The 18,761-nt window shown below is 68.6% G+C and carries 15 protein-coding genes and 1 tRNA gene; 13 read left to right on the top strand and 3 right to left on the bottom strand.

Features of this window, described 5'->3' with window-relative positions:
- The first annotated feature begins 126 nt into the window (after positions 1-126).
- The 9 genes from GE300_RS06085 (at position 127) to GE300_RS06045 (ending at position 10,403) form a co-directional block, all read left to right on the top strand.
- Complete coding sequence (locus GE300_RS06085) at positions 127-780, top strand: ABC transporter ATP-binding protein (protein WP_154445673.1); 654 nt, start codon at positions 127-129, stop codon at positions 778-780.
- Between the two features lie 44 nt (positions 781-824).
- Entirely contained in the window at positions 825-2,438 is a 1,614-nt protein-coding gene (locus GE300_RS06080; RefSeq protein WP_154445672.1) for a capsule biosynthesis protein, read from the top strand.
- Positions 2,435-3,289, top strand: coding sequence for a 3-deoxy-8-phosphooctulonate synthase (kdsA, locus tag GE300_RS06075; RefSeq protein ID WP_154445671.1), 855 nt, complete (start codon positions 2,435-2,437; stop codon positions 3,287-3,289). Before GE300_RS06080 ends, kdsA begins: the two co-directional genes overlap by 4 nt.
- A 55-nt stretch (positions 3,290-3,344) precedes the next feature.
- Positions 3,345-3,419: transfer RNA gene (locus GE300_RS06070), tRNA-Gln, on the top strand.
- A gap of 415 nt (positions 3,420-3,834) precedes the next feature.
- On the top strand, positions 3,835-4,122 hold the full coding sequence (locus GE300_RS06065; protein ID WP_154445670.1) for a hypothetical protein: 288 nt from the start codon (positions 3,835-3,837) through the stop codon (positions 4,120-4,122).
- Between the two features lie 16 nt (positions 4,123-4,138).
- A complete protein-coding gene (locus tag GE300_RS06060; protein WP_154445669.1) occupies positions 4,139-5,131 on the top strand; it encodes a TAXI family TRAP transporter solute-binding subunit in 993 nt (330 codons plus the stop codon).
- A gap of 4 nt (positions 5,132-5,135) precedes the next feature.
- The gene (locus tag GE300_RS06055) at positions 5,136-7,514 is read left to right on the top strand and encodes an ATP-binding protein (RefSeq protein WP_154445668.1); all 2,379 of its coding nucleotides are present in this window, start codon (positions 5,136-5,138) and stop codon (positions 7,512-7,514) included.
- Positions 7,515-7,539: 25 nt separating this feature from the next.
- On the top strand, positions 7,540-7,914 hold the full coding sequence (locus GE300_RS06050) for a response regulator transcription factor (RefSeq protein WP_154445667.1): 375 nt from the start codon (positions 7,540-7,542) through the stop codon (positions 7,912-7,914).
- Between the two features lie 2 nt (positions 7,915-7,916).
- Positions 7,917-10,403 (top strand): solute carrier family 23 protein, encoded by a 2,487-nt coding sequence (locus GE300_RS06045; RefSeq protein ID WP_154445666.1) that lies wholly within the window; start codon positions 7,917-7,919, stop codon positions 10,401-10,403.
- 107 nt (positions 10,404-10,510) lie between these two features.
- Here the strand turns inward: GE300_RS06045 and GE300_RS06040 are convergent, their stop codons facing one another.
- Together GE300_RS06040 and GE300_RS06035 are read right to left on the bottom strand one after the other, a co-directional pair.
- On the bottom strand, positions 10,511-12,136 hold the full coding sequence (locus GE300_RS06040; protein ID WP_154445665.1) for a winged helix-turn-helix domain-containing protein: 1,626 nt from the start codon (positions 12,134-12,136) through the stop codon (positions 10,511-10,513).
- Between the two features lie 322 nt (positions 12,137-12,458).
- On the bottom strand, positions 12,459-14,366 hold the full coding sequence (locus GE300_RS06035; protein ID WP_154445664.1) for a PhoX family protein: 1,908 nt from the start codon (positions 14,364-14,366) through the stop codon (positions 12,459-12,461).
- 496 nt (positions 14,367-14,862) lie between these two features.
- On the opposite strand from GE300_RS06035, the gene aroQ reads away from it, so the two are divergent.
- On the top strand, positions 14,863-15,303 hold the full coding sequence (gene aroQ / locus GE300_RS06030) for a type II 3-dehydroquinate dehydratase (RefSeq protein ID WP_233416811.1): 441 nt from the start codon (positions 14,863-14,865) through the stop codon (positions 15,301-15,303).
- A gap of 102 nt (positions 15,304-15,405) precedes the next feature.
- Here the strand turns inward: aroQ and GE300_RS06025 are convergent, their stop codons facing one another.
- Positions 15,406-15,798: a RidA family protein gene (locus GE300_RS06025; protein WP_325063127.1), complete on the bottom strand. Its 393-nt coding sequence runs from the start codon at positions 15,796-15,798 to the stop codon at positions 15,406-15,408.
- Between the two features lie 264 nt (positions 15,799-16,062).
- On the opposite strand from GE300_RS06025, the gene GE300_RS06020 reads away from it, so the two are divergent.
- Genes GE300_RS06020 through GE300_RS06010 form a run of 3 tightly spaced genes read left to right on the top strand, consistent with a single transcriptional unit; the run spans position 16,063 to position 18,760 of the window.
- Complete coding sequence (locus GE300_RS06020; protein ID WP_154445661.1) at positions 16,063-17,076, top strand: ABC transporter substrate-binding protein; 1,014 nt, start codon at positions 16,063-16,065, stop codon at positions 17,074-17,076.
- 53 nt (positions 17,077-17,129) lie between these two features.
- Positions 17,130-17,867, top strand: a complete 738-nt coding sequence (locus GE300_RS06015) for an ABC transporter ATP-binding protein (RefSeq protein ID WP_154445875.1) — start codon at positions 17,130-17,132, stop codon at positions 17,865-17,867.
- Positions 17,864-18,760 carry an ABC transporter permease gene (locus GE300_RS06010; protein WP_233416810.1) on the top strand — a complete coding sequence of 299 codons (897 nt, stop codon included), beginning with the start codon at positions 17,864-17,866 and terminating at the stop codon, positions 18,758-18,760. Before GE300_RS06015 ends, GE300_RS06010 begins: the two co-directional genes overlap by 4 nt.
- The last annotated feature ends 1 nt before the right edge of the window (position 18,761 follow it).

The following is an 18,761-nucleotide window of genomic DNA, read 5'->3' as shown; positions in this document are numbered from 1 at the left end:
GGGAAACACCCTTTATTTACCTGACTTGCCCGATATAGTCTCGGGCAAGTCAGACCGTCGGCGACTGCGCACCCGCGCGGACCGCAGCCGGCGCGCGCGGCACGTCCGGCGCATGAACGGATCGAGATGATCGAATTCAGGAACGTCAGCAAGTCCTTCTGGACGGGCAAGACCCGCAAGGTGATTCTGGACCAGGCCACGTTCCGGGTCGAACTGGGCCGCAGCCTCGGCATCCTTGCGCCCAACGGCACCGGCAAGACCACGATCATCAACATGATGGCGGGGCTGGAGAAGCCGGACGAGGGCAGGATCGTCCGCACCTCGAAGATCTCGTTCCCGCTGGGCGTGGTCAGCGGCATCAACAAGGCGCAGACCGCGCAGGAGAACTGCCGCTACATCGCCCGCCTGTACGGTCTGGACCCGGATCATGTCGAGGCGTTCTGCCGCTATCTGTGCGGCATCAAGGAATACTTCGACATGCCGGTGGCGACCTTCAGCCAGGGCATGCGCTCGCGTTTCATGTTCGCGCTGATGCTGAGCCTGGAATTCGACATCTACCTGATCGACGAGGGCATGCCCTCGACCATGGACGCCGAGTTCAACCGCAAGGCGGGCGAGATCCTGCACGAGCGGCTGATGACCTCGACGGTTGTCATCGTGTCGCATTCCTCCCGCATCCTGGAACGGTATTGCACCTCGGCGGCGGTCCTGCTTGACGGCCGGCTGCACATGTTCGACACGCTGGCCGAAGCGAAGGCGATGTACAACTATGACAGCTGACACGGCCATCCCCGATTGCCGCCCGCAACCCACGGAGCGACCGCATGGCAGATGACGGAACGCCCTCGGACGAGTCCGCACCGCGCGCACGCGACAGGGCGAAGAAGGGCAAGCTGCAACCGACGCCCGGAGACCTGGGCGCGCCGATCCGGGAGTACGGCAAGGGCGCGGGCAGGCTGGACCTGGACGATCCGGATGCGTTGCCGCCCTATGTCGATCCGCACGGGCGCACGATCATGCCGCGCCACAAGCGCCAGGCCCTGCGCACCGCGCGCGAGATGAACCTGCGGCCGAAGGGCCACAACCACGCGATGCACCTGCTTGCGGCACGCGACATCGATTTTCTCGAGGACGAGGATTCGATGCTCAGCCTGGCCGACAAGGCCGGCCGCGGCGGGCAGAGCGACAGCCTGACGGTGCTGCAGAACCCGGACACCGAGAATCTTCTGGCCGAAGACGCAGGTACGGCCGGCCGCCGGCAGCTGGCGATCAGCGATGCCCAGACCAGGCGCGAGGCGGCCGTGACCACGATCCAGCGCGACCTGGTCCGGCGCCGGCGCCGGCGCCTGTTCGCGATGCTGCTGCGGCTCGCGGTCTTCGTCTTCATCCCCACGGCGGTTGTCGCCTGGTACTATTTCGACATCGCCACGCCAATGTTCGAGACCGAATCCGAATTCGTGATCCAGACCTCGGACAACGCCGCCTCGGCCGGCGGGCTGGGCGGGCTGCTGGCGGGCACGGGCTTTGCGACGTCGCAGGACAGCATCGTGGTCCAGGGCTTTCTCGGCTCGCGCGAAGCGTTCCTGCGGCTGGACCGCGACCACGATTACGTCAGCCATTTCCAGGACCCGGCGATCGACCGGCTGCAGCGCCTGCCCGAGGACGCGACGCTGGACGAGGCCTATGCCTATTTCCAGGACAAGGTCACCATCGGCTACGACCCGACCGAAGGGATCGTCCGCATGGGCGTGGTCGCCGCCAGCCCCGAGGCGTCGCAGACCTTCTCGGAAGCGCTGGTCGGCTATGCCGAGGAGCGCGTCGACGGCCTGACCCAGGAGGCGCGCGGCGACCAGCTGCAGACCGCCACCGAGAACTACCTCGAGGCCGAGGCTAAGATGCTCGAGGCCGAGCAGCGGGTGCTGGACCTGCAGCAGCAGCGCGGCGTGCTGTCGGCGGATGTCGAGCTGCAGTCGCAGATGAGCATCATCAACTCGCTGGAGCTGGAGCTGGAAAGCAAGCGCCTGGCGCTGGCCGAGATGAAGGACAACGCCCGCCCGAACGAAAGCCGCGTCTCGGTTCAGGAGCGGGAGATCGAGCGTCTTGCCGCCCGCATCAAGGAATTGCGCGGCGACCTGACCCAGACCAACGACAGCTCGGTCTCGCTGGCGCGGATCAGCGGCGAGCTGCGCATCGCCGAGTCCGATCTGGCGACCCGGCACACCATCCTGCAGCAGGCCATCGCCTCGATGGAAACCGCGCGCCTGGAGGCGTCCCGGCAGGTGCGTTACCTGTCGATGGGCGTGGCGCCCGTGGCACCGGTCGAGCCGACTTTCCCGCGCAAGATCGAGGGTACGATCCTGGCCTTCGTGCTGTTCGCGGGCATCTACATCCTGGCCTCGCTGACGGTATCCATCCTTCGCGAACAGGTGAGCGTATGACGGACCCCGCCCAGACCGCAGTGGACCTCCCCGGCTCGGACGTCGTTTTCGGCAACGACGCGCCGCTGACGGTGATCGCCGGTCCCTGCCAGCTGGAAAGCCTGGACCACGCGCTGATGATCGCGCGGCGGATGGCCGGGATCTGCGCCGCTGCCGGCGCCGGCTATGTGTTCAAGGCCAGCTACGACAAGGCGAACCGGACCTCGCTGACCGGCAGGCGCGGACTGGGGATGGACCAGGGGCTGGAGATCCTGGCCGAGGTCCGGGCGCAGGTGGGTTGCCCGGTGCTGACCGACGTGCATGGCCCCGAGCAGTGCGCGCAGGCGGCGCGGTCCGCCGACATCCTGCAGATCCCGGCGTTCCTGTGCCGCCAGACCGACCTGCTGCTGGCCGCCGGCGAGACCGGCGCCACGATCAACATCAAGAAGGGCCAGTTCCTGGCGCCGTGGGACATGGACCACGTCGCCGAGAAGGTCGCCGCGACCGGCAACCGGCGCATCATCCTGACCGAACGCGGCACCAGTTTCGGCTACAACACGCTGGTCGCGGACATGCGCGGGCTGCCCCGCATGGCGCGCACCGGCTGGCCGGTGGTGATGGACGCGACCCACTCGGTGCAGCAACCCGGCGGACAGGGCGGCGCCTCGGGCGGGCAGCGGGAATTCGCGCCGGTGATGGCCCGCGCCGCCGTCAGTCTCGGCATCGCCGGCGTGTTCATCGAAACCCACGAGGATCCCGACAGCGCGCCGTCGGACGGGCCGAACATGATTCCGCTCGACCGGATGCCTGCGCTGATCGAGTCGCTGATGCGTTTCGACCGGCTGGCCAAGGCCGATCCGCTGCGGGTCTGAGCCGCAGTTTCGACTTGCACCCGCCCCGGCACCTTGGCTAAACGAGGCCTGCCGTTGGGGTGTAGCCAAGTGGTAAGGCAGCGGTTTTTGGTACCGTGTACCGTAGGTTCGAATCCTACCACCCCAGCCAGACACCCGAATGATCCTGCGTTTCCTGGACGCATCGATCGGAATCGGGCCGCGATAGGCCTCGTTCCGCGTCAGCATCGCCCAGATGCCGCGCACCATCTTGTTCGCCAGCGCGACGGCCACGACCGGATCGGCCTGCGCTTCGGTACCCGGCAAGGGACGGCGCCAGGCGAGACGTTTTCGAATACATTGAGCTGTTCTATAATCTGAGGCGGTAACGCACGAACAACGGCCTGCTGTCGCCCGTAGATTTCGAGACCAGGCAGCAGAAATTGAACAAGGCAGGTGTCCGGGGAAATCAGGGGCACGTCCCGACCAGGTCTGGCAGACCGACTTCACCTGTCTGACGATCATCTGGTGGGGCATTCCACAAGGGCCTCGGCAACTTCTCGGCGGCTCCGAGCGTCATCTGCGCGATGAACCGAGCCGCGGCTGCCCGTCTTCCGCTTGCCCGCGCCGACACCGGCCGCCGGCGCGGGCCCGGCGGCGGCATCTGCCCCGAGCAGGGACGCGATCCGCGCAACGTCGGCTTGGCGCGGCTGCACCTGGTGGCAAACGCCCGCTTCCTGCGCGACGCCGGATTTCGGCTGCCGGTCGCGGCCGTGCCGCACGGTATCGTTTCCCTGACCGCCACACACCACGGCCCCATCCGGTCCGTCCCAAACAATTTTGCAACAATCCGGGCCGATGGTCTGCGGACGTGAACAGCAGGAGCCCGGAATGAAACTCCTCTTTCTTGCGTTCGTGGCCCTGCCGGGATTGGCGGCCGTCGGCGCCGCCCAGGAGCTTCGCCTGTTCTCGATCGGCACCGGCGGCACCGGCGCGACCTATTATCCGCTGGGCGGCACCATCGCCAACGCCATTTCGAACCCGCCGGGCTCGCGCCCCTGCGACGAGGGCGGAAGTTGCGGCGTCGAGGGACTGATCGCCGTGGCGCAGAGCTCGAAAGGATCGGTGGACAACGTCCAGGGCATCGTGTCCGGGCGGTTCGATTCGGGCTTTTCGCAGTCCGACGTGGCGTATTGGGCCTGGTCCGGCACCGGGCTTTTCGACGGCGAACAGCCGCTCGACACGCTGCGCGTGATCGCCGCGCTCTACCCCGAGCATATCCAGCTGATCGCCCGCGCCGATGCCGGCATCTCGGGGATCGCGGGGCTTGAAGGCAAGCGCGTGTCGCTGGACGAGAAGGGCTCGGGCAGCTACGCCAACGCCAGCCAGATCCTGAAGTTCTACGGGCTGACCGAAGGCGATCTCGAGCCCTTCTACCTGAAAACCGCGCCGGCCGCCGAGGCGATCATCGCCGGCCAGATAGATGCCTTCTTCATCACCGCCGGCTATCCGACGAACGCGATCATCGAACTGGCCGAGCGCGCCGACATCACCCTCGTGCCGATCGCCGGGGCCGATGCCGACAGGATCGTCGAGGCGTTTCCCTTCTACAGCCGGGACACGGTGCCTGCGGGCACCTATCCCGGCATCGGCGCCACCCGGACGCTGGCAGTGGGCGCGCAGTGGGTCACCGACGAACGCGCGGATCCCGAGCTGATCCACGCAATCACCCGGGTGCTGTGGAACGACAAGAGCCGGGCGCTGCTCGACGTCGGGCACGCCAAGGGCGCCGAGGTGACGTTGGAAAGTGCATTCGACGGGGTGGCGATCCCGTTGCATCCCGGGGCGGAGCGGTTCTATCGCGAAATCGGCGCGATCGACTGATCCGATGGCGGCAGCGGGCGACATCATGGTCCCGTCGGCACCGGCGGTGCGCGCGTCCTCCGGCGGTTTGCGGCGCAGGCTGCTGCTGGCATTCGTCGGACTGAGCGCGCTGGTGGTGATCGCCGCCGCCATCGCCGTCCTGTCGCTCTGGCTGAACCGCGAGAGCCACGACCGCATCTCCAACCAGTCGATCCCGATCGCGACCACCGCGCTGGACCTGACCCGCATCGCCCAGGAGATCGTCGAGACCGTGCCGGAACTTGTGGCGGCCCGGGACGTCGCGGCGCAGACCGCGCTGACCTCCGCCCTCAGCACGCGGGTCGAGGAACTTGCGGCGCTTCTGGACCAGATGCGGACCTACGACATCGAGTCGCGGTCGGCGGCGTCGATCGAGCGTTCCGCCTCGCTGTTCGCCGCCAACATCGAGGCGATCAACCGCATGGTCAGCGGCCGGATCGCGGTCGAGACCGAACTCGACCGCCAGAGCGCGGCCGGGCAGGCGGCGGTCGCGGACATACTCGGCCTGCTCGACAGCTATACCGAGGATCGCGGCGAGGGACTCGCGCGGGTGCTGGAGGCGGATTCGTCGATCATCTCGCAGCGGCTCCGGTTGCTGCGCGCCCGCTCGGAAGCCCGGGAAATCGGGCTGCTGTTCGGCACCATCGCGGACCGCGGCGCGGGCGAGGCGACGGCGCTGGTGCGGTCCGCGCTCGAGGACATCCGCGCCGTGATCGACGACGTCCGCCCGGCCGATCGCGACCGGCTGTCCGAGCGGATCGCGGTCCTCGACGAGGTGTTCATGGGCGGCAACAGCCTGGCGCGGCAGAGCGCGTTCCAGGAACAGCTTGCCGCCGCCGCCGCCCAGGCGCTGGGCGAGAACGCGGACCTGGCGGACCGCTTCGGCTCGGCCGTCGACCGCATGATCGCCGAGGCGAAGGCGGATGTCGCCGAGGCCAATTCCCGGGCCGCGGACATCCAGCGGACCGCGTTCTGGCTGCTGCTTTCCGTCGTGATCGCCACGCTGCTGTCCTCGTACCTGATCGTCCGCTTCTACGTGCACAAGAACATCCTTGCCCGGCTGACGGCGCTGACCGACTCGATGATGGCGATCGCCGGCGGCAACCTGTCGGCAGAGATCCCCGAGCCGTCCCGGGACGAGCTGGGCTCGATGGCCACGGCGTTGAACGTGTTCCGCGACACCGCGATCGAGTTCCGGGATTCCAACCTGCGCGAAATCCGCGAGACCCGCAGCCGGCTGCACCACGCCATCGAGAACATCCAGGAAGGCTTCGCGCTTTTCGACGGCGAGGACCGGCTGACGCTGGCCAACGCGCGGTTCCCCGGCCTCCTGCTCGGGGAGGGGGCCAGCCTGGGGGTCGGGACGCGCTTCGACGCGCTGCTGCGCCGCATGAAGGAGGCGGGCGTCGTCCGCGACCCGGACGGCAGCTGGCTCGACGCCGCGAAGGCGAACCACCACACGCCGGAGGGCACCCAGGTATGGGAGCTTGCCGACGACAGGTGGGTCGGCCTGGCCGAGCGCCGGACCGACGACGGCGGGCGGGTGGTGATGGTCACCGACCTGACCGCGATCAAGCGCCACGAGATCGAGCTGGACGGGCTGGTCGCACAGCTGCAGAAGGCCAGCGCCGCGAAATCCAGCTTCATCGCCAATGTCAGCCACGAGCTGCGCACGCCGCTGACCGCGGTGCTGGGCTTCGCGCAGATCGTGCAGAGCCGGCTGGAAAGCGTGATCTTCCCGGCGGTCTCGGGCGACGCGCACAAGACCGACCGCGCGATGGGCCAGATCCGCGAGAACATGGGGATCATGATTCAGGAAGGCCAGCGGCTGACCAAGATGATCAACGACATCCTCGACCTCGAGAAGATCGAGGCCGGGAAGATGGTCTGGCAGATCGAGGCACTCGACATGGGGTCGGTGATCCGGCAGGCGGCGGCGGCGACGAACAGTCTGTATGTGTCGAAGGGGCTCGCCTTCCACATCGACGTGGCCGAGGACCTGCCGCCGGTGATGGGCGACCGGGACCGGCTGGTGCAGGTCGTCATCAACCTGATCTCGAACGCCGTGAAGTTCACCGTCCGCGGCCACGTCGCCTGCACCGCGCGGCGCGGCGCCGGCCCGTTCGTCCAGGTCAGCGTCATCGACACCGGCATCGGCATCGCCCCCGAGGACCAGGACGAGGTGTTCGACAAGTTCCGGCAGGTCGGCGACACGCTGACCGAAAAACCGTCGGGCACCGGGCTGGGTCTGCCGATCTGCCGCGAGATCGTCGAGCATCTCAACGGCACCATCACCGTCGAAAGCATGCCGGGTTACGGCAGCACCTTCACCTTCCAGCTGCCGGTCGCCGAGGCCGGCGCGTAGGCGATTCAACCCGAACGGAGGTCCCATGCAGCGGAAAGTCGTGATCGCTGAGGACGAGGCCTATCTGCGCCTCCTGATCCAGCAGTCGATCGAGGAACTGGAGGACGAGGGGGTCGAGATCATCGCCACCGAGGATGGTCCGAGCGCGCTTTCCGCGATCGAGCGCGAACAGCCGGCGCTCATCCTTCTGGACGTGATGATGCCGGGCATGAACGGGTTCGAGGTCTGCGAGCGGGTCCGCGCCAATCCCGCCCTGAAACAGCCCTACATCATCCTGCTCACCGCCAAGGGCCAGGAATACGACAGGGTGCGGGGCGCGGAGGCGGGCGCCGACCGGTACATGACCAAACCCTTCAACCCCGACGACCTGCTCGACGCGGCCCGCGCCGTCCTGTTCTAGCCATGCTGGACAAGGCTCACCCCGATTCCGCCGGCGGCGGCCGGGTCGACCGGTCCCTGCGGCGGCTGCTGAAGAAGCCGGAAGTCGCGCGCAATGTCCTGCCGCTGCTCGAAGACCCGCGCCGGCCCCGTGCGGTGACAGACAACGCCGGCCAGGTGCTTGCCGGGGATCCGGCCGCCAAGTCCGGGCCGTCGACCCGGATCTCGCTGGGCGACGATACGCTCGGCTTCGCATGGGGCGACGGCTCGGACGACATCGCCCGCACGTTCGGCGCGCTCGCCGCCCAGGACCGCGAGATCCGCGCGCTGGGCCGCGAGTCGCTCGAGAAGTATCGCGAGATCACGATGCTCTACTCGCTGGCCGAGAAGATCATCGGCGCACCGGATCCGACACGGATCGCGAACATCGTCTGCGAGGAGGCGCTCAGGTTCCTGCGCTGCGATTCGGCGGCGCTGCTGATGCTGAACCCGGCGACGAACCGGCTCGAGATCATCGCCAACCGCGGAAAGTCCTTTCATGATCGCGCGACGCGCGACGTCGGCGACGACGTCATCGGCCGCATCCTCGGCACGGGCATGGGCGAGATCGTCAACGAACTCGGTGCCGCGGCCCCGCTCGAGGCCACGAACGCCCTGACCTCGGTCGTGGTGGCGCCGCTCCGAACCAACGAGAAGACCTTCGGCGCGCTGGTCGCCGGAAGCGAGGTCCAGCGCCATTTCAACGCCAGCGACCTTCAGGTGCTCAACGCCGTCGCCGCGCATGCCGCCGCGGCGATCGAGGTCGACCGCCTGAACCGCGACCTGGCCGAGACCGAACGCAAGCCGCCGGACCTGATCTACGGCGTCAACGAGGTGCCGCCGCTGGGCACCAGCCTGCTGCTGGCCGCCCAGCACGCATTCGTGGCGATGCTGTCGCTCAGCTACCCGGTGCTGATCGTGCTCGAGGCGGGTGGCGACCGGATGACCGCGGCGTCGGTCGTCAGCATGACCCTGATCGGCATGGGCATCGGCACGCTGCTGCAGGCCCGGATCGGCCCGCCGCTGGGCTCGGGGCTGTTCGCGCCGCATGTCCCGTCCTCGATCTACGCGATCCCGGCGATCCAGGCGATGCGGCTTGGCGGGACCGGGCTGCTGGCGGGGATGATCATGACCTCCGGGGTGTTCTCGCTGGTGTTCTCGCGCGTGCTCAGGCGGTTCCGCTGGCTGTTTCCGCCCGAGCTTTCGGGGGTGATCGTGCTGATGGTCGGCCTGTCGCTGGCGCAGCTCGCCGCGCCGATGTTCGTGGGCCTCTCGCCAGGCGACGCGGTCTCGACACGGGGCGAGATCGCGGTCGCGCTGCTGACGCTGGGCACGATCATGGTGTTCACCGTGGCGCCGGTCGGGCGTGCCCGGCTCTATGCCCCGGCGATCGGTTTCGTTCTCGGCTATGGCGCCTCCGCCTGGCTGGGCCTGTTCGACGACCAGAGCTTCGGCATGCTCGGCGATCTGCCGCTGTTCGGCCTGCACGTTACCGCGTGGACCCTGCCGCGCTTCGACGTCGCGCTGCTGCTGCCGTTCCTGGTCGCGGCACTGGCGACCAACATCAAGGACGCGGGTTTCGTGATCTCGGTGCAGAAGACCAACGATGCCAACTGGACGCGGCCCGACACCCGGTCGCTGTCCGCCGGCATCGTCGCGACCGGGCTGGGCAACATGGCCGGCGGCGCGATCGGCGGGGTGGCGACGACCGTGTCGGCGTCGAACGTCTCGCTCGCGTCGGCCACCGGGGCCACCTCGCGCCACCTCGGGCTCTACGTGGCGCTGATGTTCTTCGTCATGGCGATGCTGCCGAAGTTCAACGCGATGATGGCGCTGGTTCCGATCCCGGTCCTGGGCGCCGGGCTGGTGTACTTCGCCAGTCACCTGATCTCGTCGGGATTCTCGCTGATCGCCTCGCGCATGCTCGACGCCCGGCGGAACCTGGTGGTGGGCATTCCGCTGCTCGCCGGGGTCGGCCTGATCGCGCGTCCCGACCTTGTGGCCGGCGCGCCGGATTGGGTGGCGATCGTCGCCTCCAGCCCGCTCGCCCTGGCCACGTTGATCGCGCTCGCGCTCAACATCCTGCTCAACGCGGGCGTGTCGAACCACGCCTCCACCGGGCTGCGGTTCGACGAGACGCTGGCCGAATACGTCAACCGCTTCGTCTCGCGGCAGGGCGCAAGCTGGGGCGCGCGCGGCGAGGTGGTGCGCCGGGCGGCACCGGCGATCACCGACTGGTGCGAGGAACTGCGCCAGACGCTCGGCAGCGACAGCGCCGCGCTCGACCTGCAGTTCGACGATTTCCGGCTGACCGCGACCATTCGCGACCTGGACGAACACGGCGGCCGCGCCGCCGCCGAGAACGAGACCCTGGGCGCGATCGACCGCGCGGCGCGAAACATCTCGCGGCGCTACGGCTGCGGCGTGAAGCTGAACACCGTGCGCGAGATCGTCTTCGACTTCGAGCACTGAAAGCGGCTGGCGGGCGTGAGGCGAGGCGCGCCGCCGGCCGCGGCCAGACAGGGGTTTCTGACCGCTTTGCGACCGTCGCCGGCGGCAGTTGCAGACATGCTCGCCCGTCAGGCCCGTTCCGAGGAAAGCCCGGGGAAGGCGCCCTGCACCTCGGGCGGCACGATCTGCGCCCCGAACCGGTCGGTCAGAAGCCGCGACAGCGACAGCAGCGTGTTCCGTCCGGCCTGGGCATCGCGAAACCGCCGCGCGAACAGGTAGTGGCAGAACAGCAGCATCGCCGCCGCCTGCCGCCGCGGCAGTGCCTGCACGAGCCGGCGCGCCGAAGGCGTCGGCTGGCAGGGATCGGTGTACATCGGCTCAAGCGGCAGGCCGGTGTTCCGGCAGACGATGTCCAGCTCGGTGCACGCGACGCGCAGCACGTCCCAGCGCGCCGCGGCGGCCAGCGCCTGGCACTTCAGCGCCGTTGCGAAAGTATGGGCGCTGGTGCCGGGCGCGGACAGGTCGATCGCCTGGTTCAGGCAGACCAGCGCGGCGTCGGTCTCGCCGGCGAACGCCCGCAACTGCCCGACCACGGCCAACCCGCCGGCCGAGTACAGCTTGTCGAGGAACGCGCTTTCCGCAAGATCGCGCGCCAGATCCTCGTAGCCGCGGCCGATGAAGTGCAGCAGTTGGGCGGCGACCACCGCGTGCTCCGAATTCGCGCGAACGTAGGGCAGGGCCTGGGTGACCAGCAGCTCGATCTCGTCCTCGTCGCGGGCGCGGGTGTCCTCGCCGTCGGCGAACATCGAGACGCCGCAGGTGGCATACCGGCTGAAGATGTTGGCGGCGAGCAGCAGCTTGGCGTTCGCATCGTCGGCATCGTCCGCCAGCAGCGCACGAAGCTGCGCGTCGTTCCGCGCCGCCAGGGCCCGGTTCCGCCGGTCCGCCGCGCCCTGGAAGGCGACGATTTCGCGGATATTCGCGGCGGCGCCGGCCTCGGCGACATACTCTTCGTCCGCGGCGCCGATCAGCAGGGCCAGCGCCAGGGGCGCATGGCGCGGCGGGCTGGACGCCCGGTCGCAGAGAAGTTCACCGATCAGAAGGCGGGCGAAGCGCACCAGATCGACCCGGCCGCTTGCCAGATCGTCGAGCGTCGCACGGCGCACCGCGATGACGCGGCCGCTGGTGAACTCGCGCAGGCAGACGATGCAATAGGCCTTTGCGCCGTCGCGGTAGAACGTCAGTTCGGCCGCGTGGTCGGGCCGGGCGCCGTCGAACTCCGCCGCCGGCGGACAGTCCGGCGCGAAGGCGACATCGCCGTCCGCGAACTCGGCCGCCACCGCCGCGTACAGCGCGCGGGCCACCCGACGCCGGTCGTCGTGCTGCCGAAGATCGCCCAGCCCGCGCAGCGGACCGACCACGAACTTTGCCCTGGCCAGACGCTGCCTGGCGCAGCCCTCCTCGCCGACCCAGACATAGCCTTCGCCATAGCGCGTCGCGATATAGCGCGGGGCGCGGGCATCGTCGACCAGCTTGCGCCGCAGGCGGTTGATCAGAAAATCCACGTTGCGGTCGCGCTTGTCCGAGCCGGGTTCGGAAACCGCATCGAGGATCTGATCGCGGGTCATGATGCGTTTCGGATTGGCCATCAGCAACGCCAGCGCGCGCCGCTCGGACGCGGTCAGTGTGACGCGCTGTCCGGCCGGCAGGTCGACATAGCCCAGCTCGGATTCGAACTTCAGTTCCGACGGCATCGGAGATCCTCCCGGGCTGCGCGATCCCGAGAATAGGCGCCAGCGTTCAAAAGTATACAAGATCCCGCATGAGGCGCGCGCGGCGCCGGCAGTCCCTGCAGGCAATGATCAACCGCATCGAACGCCCGCATCGCGCGAACAACGCCATCGGGGGGCCGGAATTCCGGCGCCGCCCCGGTCGCGCGGCGATCCGTACCGGTCGCGGCATCGCCCTGCCGCGACCGCGGCGCGAGCGCCGGCAGCAGAGGCCGCCGATCCGCGCTACCCGGGCGGCAGGCGGGCCCCGGATCCGTCCGGAGCCCGCCCTGAGCGATTGGCGCGGTCAGCCGACCAGGCCGCCGTCGTCGCGCCAGACGGAGATCACCGAGGAGCGCGGCAGACCCGTCCCGTCGGGCCACGAGCCGCCCGGATGCTGGATGCCGACGAACATCGTCCTGCGGTCCGCCGACCAGCACAGCCCGGTGACCTCGCAGCCGTTCGGGCCGGTGAGGAACCGATGGATCTCACCCGACGCCGGATCGCCGGCGAGCATCTGGTTGTTGCCCTGGCCCGCGAATTCGTCCTCGTTGGAATCGTCTCCGTCGGTCTGGATCCAGAGCAGCCCCGAGGTGTCGAACATCATCCCGTCGGGCGAGTTGAACATGTTGCCCTCGGTGACGTTGGCCGAGCCCTTGTAGGCGCCTTCGGCGGCCTTCGGATTGCCCGCCATGACGTAGAGATCCCAGCGGAACGCGTCGGTGCCGTGGTCGTCGTTCGCCGGATACCACCGCACGATCTGGCCGAAGTTGTTCAACTCGCGCGGGTTCGGCGGGTTCACCGTCATCGGCACGCCGCCGGCGTTGGTACGGGGCGTGCCGTCGTCGTTCGTCGCCCCCCGGCGCGAGTTGTTGGTCAGCGCGCAGTAGCCTTCGGCCGCGATCGGGTTCACCTGCACCCATTCGGGGCGATCCATCGTCGTGGCGCCCACGGCCGTGGCCGCGTCGCGGGTGAAGATCAGGATCTCGGCGGCGTCCATGCCCGTCGCCTCGGGCGTCAGCGCCAGCCACTCGCCGGTGCCGTCCCAGTTGAACTTCGCGGCATAAAGCTGCCCGTCGTCGAGCAGGTCACCCGCCGGCCCGCCGGGCACATAGACGCCGTTCGAGACGAACTTGTAGAGATGCTCGCCGCGTTCGTCGTCGCCCATGTAGACGACCACCCGGCCGTCGGGCGCAAGCGTGCAGGCGGCGTTCTCGTGCTTGAACCGGCCGAGCGCGGTGCGCTTCACCGGCGTCGACTCGGGGTCGGCGGGGTCGATCTCGGTCACCCAGCCCTGGCGGCGCGGCTCGGCGGGGTTCTTCGAGACGTCGAAGCGCTCGTCGAACTTGTGGTAGTCGTAGCCCCAGCCCTCGTGGCCGATGCCGTAGCGCTCGTAGTCCTCGGGCAGCTCGAACGCCTCGTCGGTGGAGCCGAAGTAGCCGTTGAAGTTCTCCTCGCAGGTCAGATAGGTGCCCCAGGGCGTCGGCCCCGAGCCGCAGTTGTTCATCGTGCCCAGAGGCTTCATGCCCTCGGGATCGGCCGCGGTCTGCAGCAGCTCGTGCCCGGCCGCGGGCCCGGAGAAGCGCGTCTCGGTATTGTGGTCGATCCGGCGGTTGAAGGGCGAATCGACGACGATGCCGTAGGTGTCTCCGTCCTGGGGCGCCACCTCCATGATCGTCACGCCCTGGATCCGCTGGAACATCAGCACGTCGTCGAGGCTCTGCGGCACGCCTTCGGATTGCGGCAGGTTGGTTTCCTGGTTGGCGTATTCGTGGTTGACCGCGATCAGCTCGCGGCCGCCGACCTGGAAAAGCCACATGCCGTCGGTGTTCTCGCCGAACACGTGCTGCGCGGCTTCCGCGTCATGCCCCGTCTCGGGATCGAACGCGCCGTCGCCCTGCGAGACGAGCGGATCGCCCCAGCGCGCCAGCGGCGCCCAGCTGTATCCCTCGGGAACGTGGATGTCGAAATCGGTCGCGATCCCGATCGGCGAGAACGCGAACCGTCCGGCGGCCTGCGCCTCGGCCGAGGTCGAGGACAGCAATCCCGTGCCCATCGCCGCCGCGCCCGAGCCGAACGCCAGCACGCCGCCCATGAACCCGCGGCGCGAGATCGCTTCCTCGACCACGGCGTCGAAATCGTTCCGGTGCGGCCGAGGATGCTTGACCTCGTCCCATTCATCCATCGTCAGATTATGATTTTTCGGGTTTTTCATTGTTGTCCTCCCTGTTTCGGCACGATCTGCACGTCGAGCCGAGTCAAAAGCGTACACCAGAGATCGCACCGGGCGCGAGTCGTTATGGAACGACACTCCATTCGCGCCCGGGCCGGCGCGGCATCCGCCACGGGAGCGGCCCGCCTCGGCGATCGGCAACGCCGACCCGTGCCGCGCGGCCGGCCGGTCCGGCGCAACTTGACAGCGCCGCCACGTCCGTCTCGGGCGTCTGCGCCGCAGACTTCAGCCCCTGCATCGTGGTCAGCTGGGGCACGATCATGTCGCCAAGTTCCTCGCCAGACCGACCCTCGACGCCAGCGCGGCGGTCTGCGAAGCCGCAGCCAAGCGCCCGGCGGCGACCGGGACCGCCCGCCACAGCGGCGGGCCTTGTCCGTGACCGGCGCATGCCGCGTGCCCCCGGCGCGGCGGCGGCGGCTTGCGTGCGGCGGCGCAGCGGCTAGGCTGCGCGGCAGCGAAGCGAAGCGAGGAGATGCCGATGCCCACCGTCCTGGTCCTGAACGGGCCCAACCTGAACCTGCTGGGCACACGCCAGCCCGAAATCTACGGCGCCGAAACCCTGGCGGATGTCGAGCGGCTGTGCGCCGCGGCGGGTGACGCGGCGGGGCTGGAGGTGGACTTCCGGCAGTCGAACCACGAGGGCGAGCTGGTCGGCTGGATCCAGCAGGCGCGGCAGTCCGCGGCGGGGATCGTGATCAACCCGGCGGCCTACAGCCACACCTCGGTGGCGATTTTCGACGCGCTGAACATGTTCGACGGGCCGGTGGTCGAGGTGCACATCTCGAACATCCACAGGCGCGAGGCGTTCCGGCACCATTCCTTCGTCTCGTCCCGCGCCGACGCGGTGATCGCCGGGGCCGGAACGCAAGGCTACCGGTTCGGGATCGAGCGCGTCGCGGCGCTGCTGGCCACGGGCTGAAAACTGCGTCGGCCGCGGGCGATTTCACCGTGAAAACCCCCTCAACCTGCTGAAATCGTTCAGGAACGGATTCTGAACGCCGGGTCAACGCCGCGATCCGGCTCAGGCCGGGACGGCGGCGAGGGCCTCGACCTCGACCAGGAATTCGGGGCGGGCGAAGCCCGAGACGATCATCAGCGTCGAGGCCGGCGGCGGGTTGATCTGTGCCAGATAGCGGTCGCGCGCCGCCATGTAGGCGGCCAGGTGCGCGCGCCCGGTGACATAGGCGTTCAGCCGCACGATCGCGCCGCGGGTGCAGCCGGCCTGCGCCAGGATCGCCTCGATGTTGGCGAAGCACAGTTCGGCCTGCGCGCCGGCGTCGGCGGGCACGCTGTCGTCCGGCGCGATGCCGAGCTGGCCCGAGAGCACCAGCAGGCTGTGGCCCGGCGGCACCTCGACGGCGTGCGAATAGCGGGCGAAGGGCGGGCGGATGCCGGCGGGGGTGTGCGCTTTCACGGGAATGCTCCTTTCGGTCGGCTGTCGCCGCAGGCTTGCCCGGAACCGGGCGCGGGCTCAAGTGCGGGCGCAAGCGGGGGGCCGGGTGGATCGCGGCGCTCGGCGATGTTGTGCCCCGGATCGGGCACCGGCGTTGATCAAACGGTCAATTCCTGTGCAGGCCGGAATTCCCGCCGCCGCGCGCCGCGAAACCCTTGTGTTCGGTTTCGGCTTTGGTGACTGTGCCCCCAGCCTGACCGCACCGGACAACACGGAGGGATCCCCATGAAACGCAGTCTCGTAACGGCCTCGGCGCTGGCACTCGTCGCCGTCCTGCCGGCAACCGCGCAGGAGCTGACAAAGGTCAGCTTCGGCACCAACTGGATCGCCCAGGCCGAGCACGGCGGCTATTACCAGGCGGTGGTCGACGGCACCTACGAGGCCTGCGGGCTGGACGTGACCATCGTTCCCGGCGGACCGCAGGTGAACAACCGCGCGCTGATGCTGGCGGGCAAGATCGACTTCCACATGGGCGGCAACCTGCTGCAGGCCTTCGCCGCGGTGAAGGAGGGCATCCCGCTGAAGGTGGTCGCGGCGCATTTCCAGAAGGAACCGCAGGTCATCCTGACCCATCCCGGCGCGGTGTCGAGCTTCGAGGAGCTGAAGACGCTGGATACGCTGTTCATCGGCGACAACGGTTTCCAGAGCTTCTACCAGTGGATGATGGCGGCCTATGACTTCCCCGCCGAGATCCGCCGGCCCTATACCTTCAACCCGGCGCCGTTCATCGCCGATCCGCGCTCCGGCCAGCAGGGCTATGTCACCTCCGAGCCGTTCGCGGTCGAGCGCGAGGCCGGGTTCACGCCCGACGTCTACCTGATGGCGGACCACGGCTTCACCACCTATGCCACCACCGTCGAGACCATGCAGGCGACCATCGACGAGACGCCCGAGGTGGTAAGATGCTTCGTCGAGGGTTCGGCCATCGGCTGGGCGAACTTCCTCTACGGCGACAACGCCGCCGCGCTGGAGGCGATCAAGGCCGACAACGCCGAGATGACCGACGCGCAGCTGGCCTATTCGATCGAGGCGATGAAGGAGCATGGCATCGTCGACTCGGGCGACGCGCTGGAACTGGGCATCGGCGCGATGACCGAGGCGACGTTCAAGGACTTCTACGACAAGATGGTCGCCGCCGGCGTGGTCGAGGAGGGCATCGACGTCGAAAAGTCCTACACGCTGGAGTTCGCCAACTCGGGCGCCGCGCTGGACGTGAAGAAGAAACTGGTCGGAGAGTGAGCTTGACCGAGGCGACGATCGCGAAGGCCGGATCCCGGCCTTCGCTGCTGCAGATGCAGGGCGTGACCAAGGTGTTCGGCGGCGACGTCGTCGCCCTGCGCGGCATGGACCTGGACGTGCGGCTGGGCGATTTCATCAGCCTGCTGGGCCCGTCCGGCTGCGGCAAGTCCACCGCGCTCCGGCTGATCTCGGGGCTGACGCACCCGACCGCGGGGCGGATCCGCTGGGACGGGCCGCACGGCACCGACGATCTGGGCGTGGTGTTCCAGGAGCCGACGCTGATGCCCTGGGCGACGGTCGAGGACAACGTGTTCCTGCCGCTGCGCCTGAAGGGCAAACGCAAGGCCGAGGTGCAGGCCGCGATCGACGCGGCGCTGGCGCTGGTGGGGCTGGACGCGTTCGCGGGCGCCTACCCGCGGGAGCTGTCGGGCGGCATGAAGATGCGGGTGTCGATCGCGCGGGCGATGGTGACCCGGCCGAAGCTGATCCTGATGGACGAGCCGTTCGCCGCGCTGGACGAGATCACCCGCTTCAAGCTGAACAACGACCTGCTGGCGATGCGGCAGGCGATCGGCTGCACGGTCATCTTCGTGACGCACTCGGTCTTTGAAAGCGTGTTCCTGTCGGACCGCATCGTGATCATGGCCGCGCGCCCCGGCCGGGTGATCCGCGAACTGCAGGTCGACGCGCCCTATCCGCGCACCGAGGAGTTCCGCACCTCGGCCGAGTACGCTGCGCATTGCCGCGCCGCATCCGACGCGCTGCACGAGGCGATGGGAGACGCGGCATGAGCACGATGACCGACCCCGCCGTGACCGCCGCCACCGATCTGCGCGACGACGAGGAACTGCGCCGCGCGCGGGGCCGCCGGATCAACGGCATCGCCCGCTGGGTGCTGCCCATCGCGCTGCTGGCGCTGACCCTGTTCTGGTGGCACTGGGTCGTCACCGTGAACCAGATCCCGCACTACGTGCTGCCCGGCCCGATGCTGGTGGCGCAGACCCTGGTCGAGGATTTCGCGACCCTGGCGGGCAGCTGGTGGATCACCATCCAGGTGACGTTCATGGCGCTGTTCCTGGCGGTAACCGTCGGCGTCGGGCTGGCGATCCTGTTCAACCAGTCGCGGCTGGTCGAGATGTCGTTCTTTCCCTACGCCGTCGTGCTGCAGGTCACGCCGATCATCGCCATCGCGCCGCTGATCTTCATCTATGTCGTCGACATCAACCTGGGGCTGTTCACCATCGACGCGCAGCTTGTCGGGCTGCTGATCTGCGCCTGGATCGTCGCCTTCTTCCCGATCCTGTCGAACACGACGCTGGGGCTGAACTCGGCCGATCACAACCTGCGCGACCTGTTCTCGATCTACGGCGCCACCCGCTGGCAGAAGCTGCGCTATCTGCAGCTGCCCTCGGCGCTGCCGTATTTCCTGGGCGGGCTGCGCATCGCCGGCGGGCTGAGCCTGATCGGCGCGGTGGTGGCCGAGTTCGTCGCCGGCACCGGCGGTGTCGGCTCGGGGCTGGCGTTCCGCATTCTCGAGTCGTCCTACCGGCTGCAGATCCCGCGCATGTTCGCGGCGCTGTTCCTGATCGTGCTGACCGGGGTGGCGATCTATCTGGCGATCACCTGGCTGACGCATGTATTGCTGCACAAGTGGCACGAGAGCGCGATCAAGCGGGAGACCTGAT

Origin of the sequence: Halovulum marinum (assembly GCF_009697225.1) — a bacterium.
Taxonomy (GTDB): domain Bacteria; phylum Pseudomonadota; class Alphaproteobacteria; order Rhodobacterales; family Rhodobacteraceae; genus Halovulum; species Halovulum marinum.
This window is presented reverse-complemented; position numbering and strand designations above follow the sequence as displayed.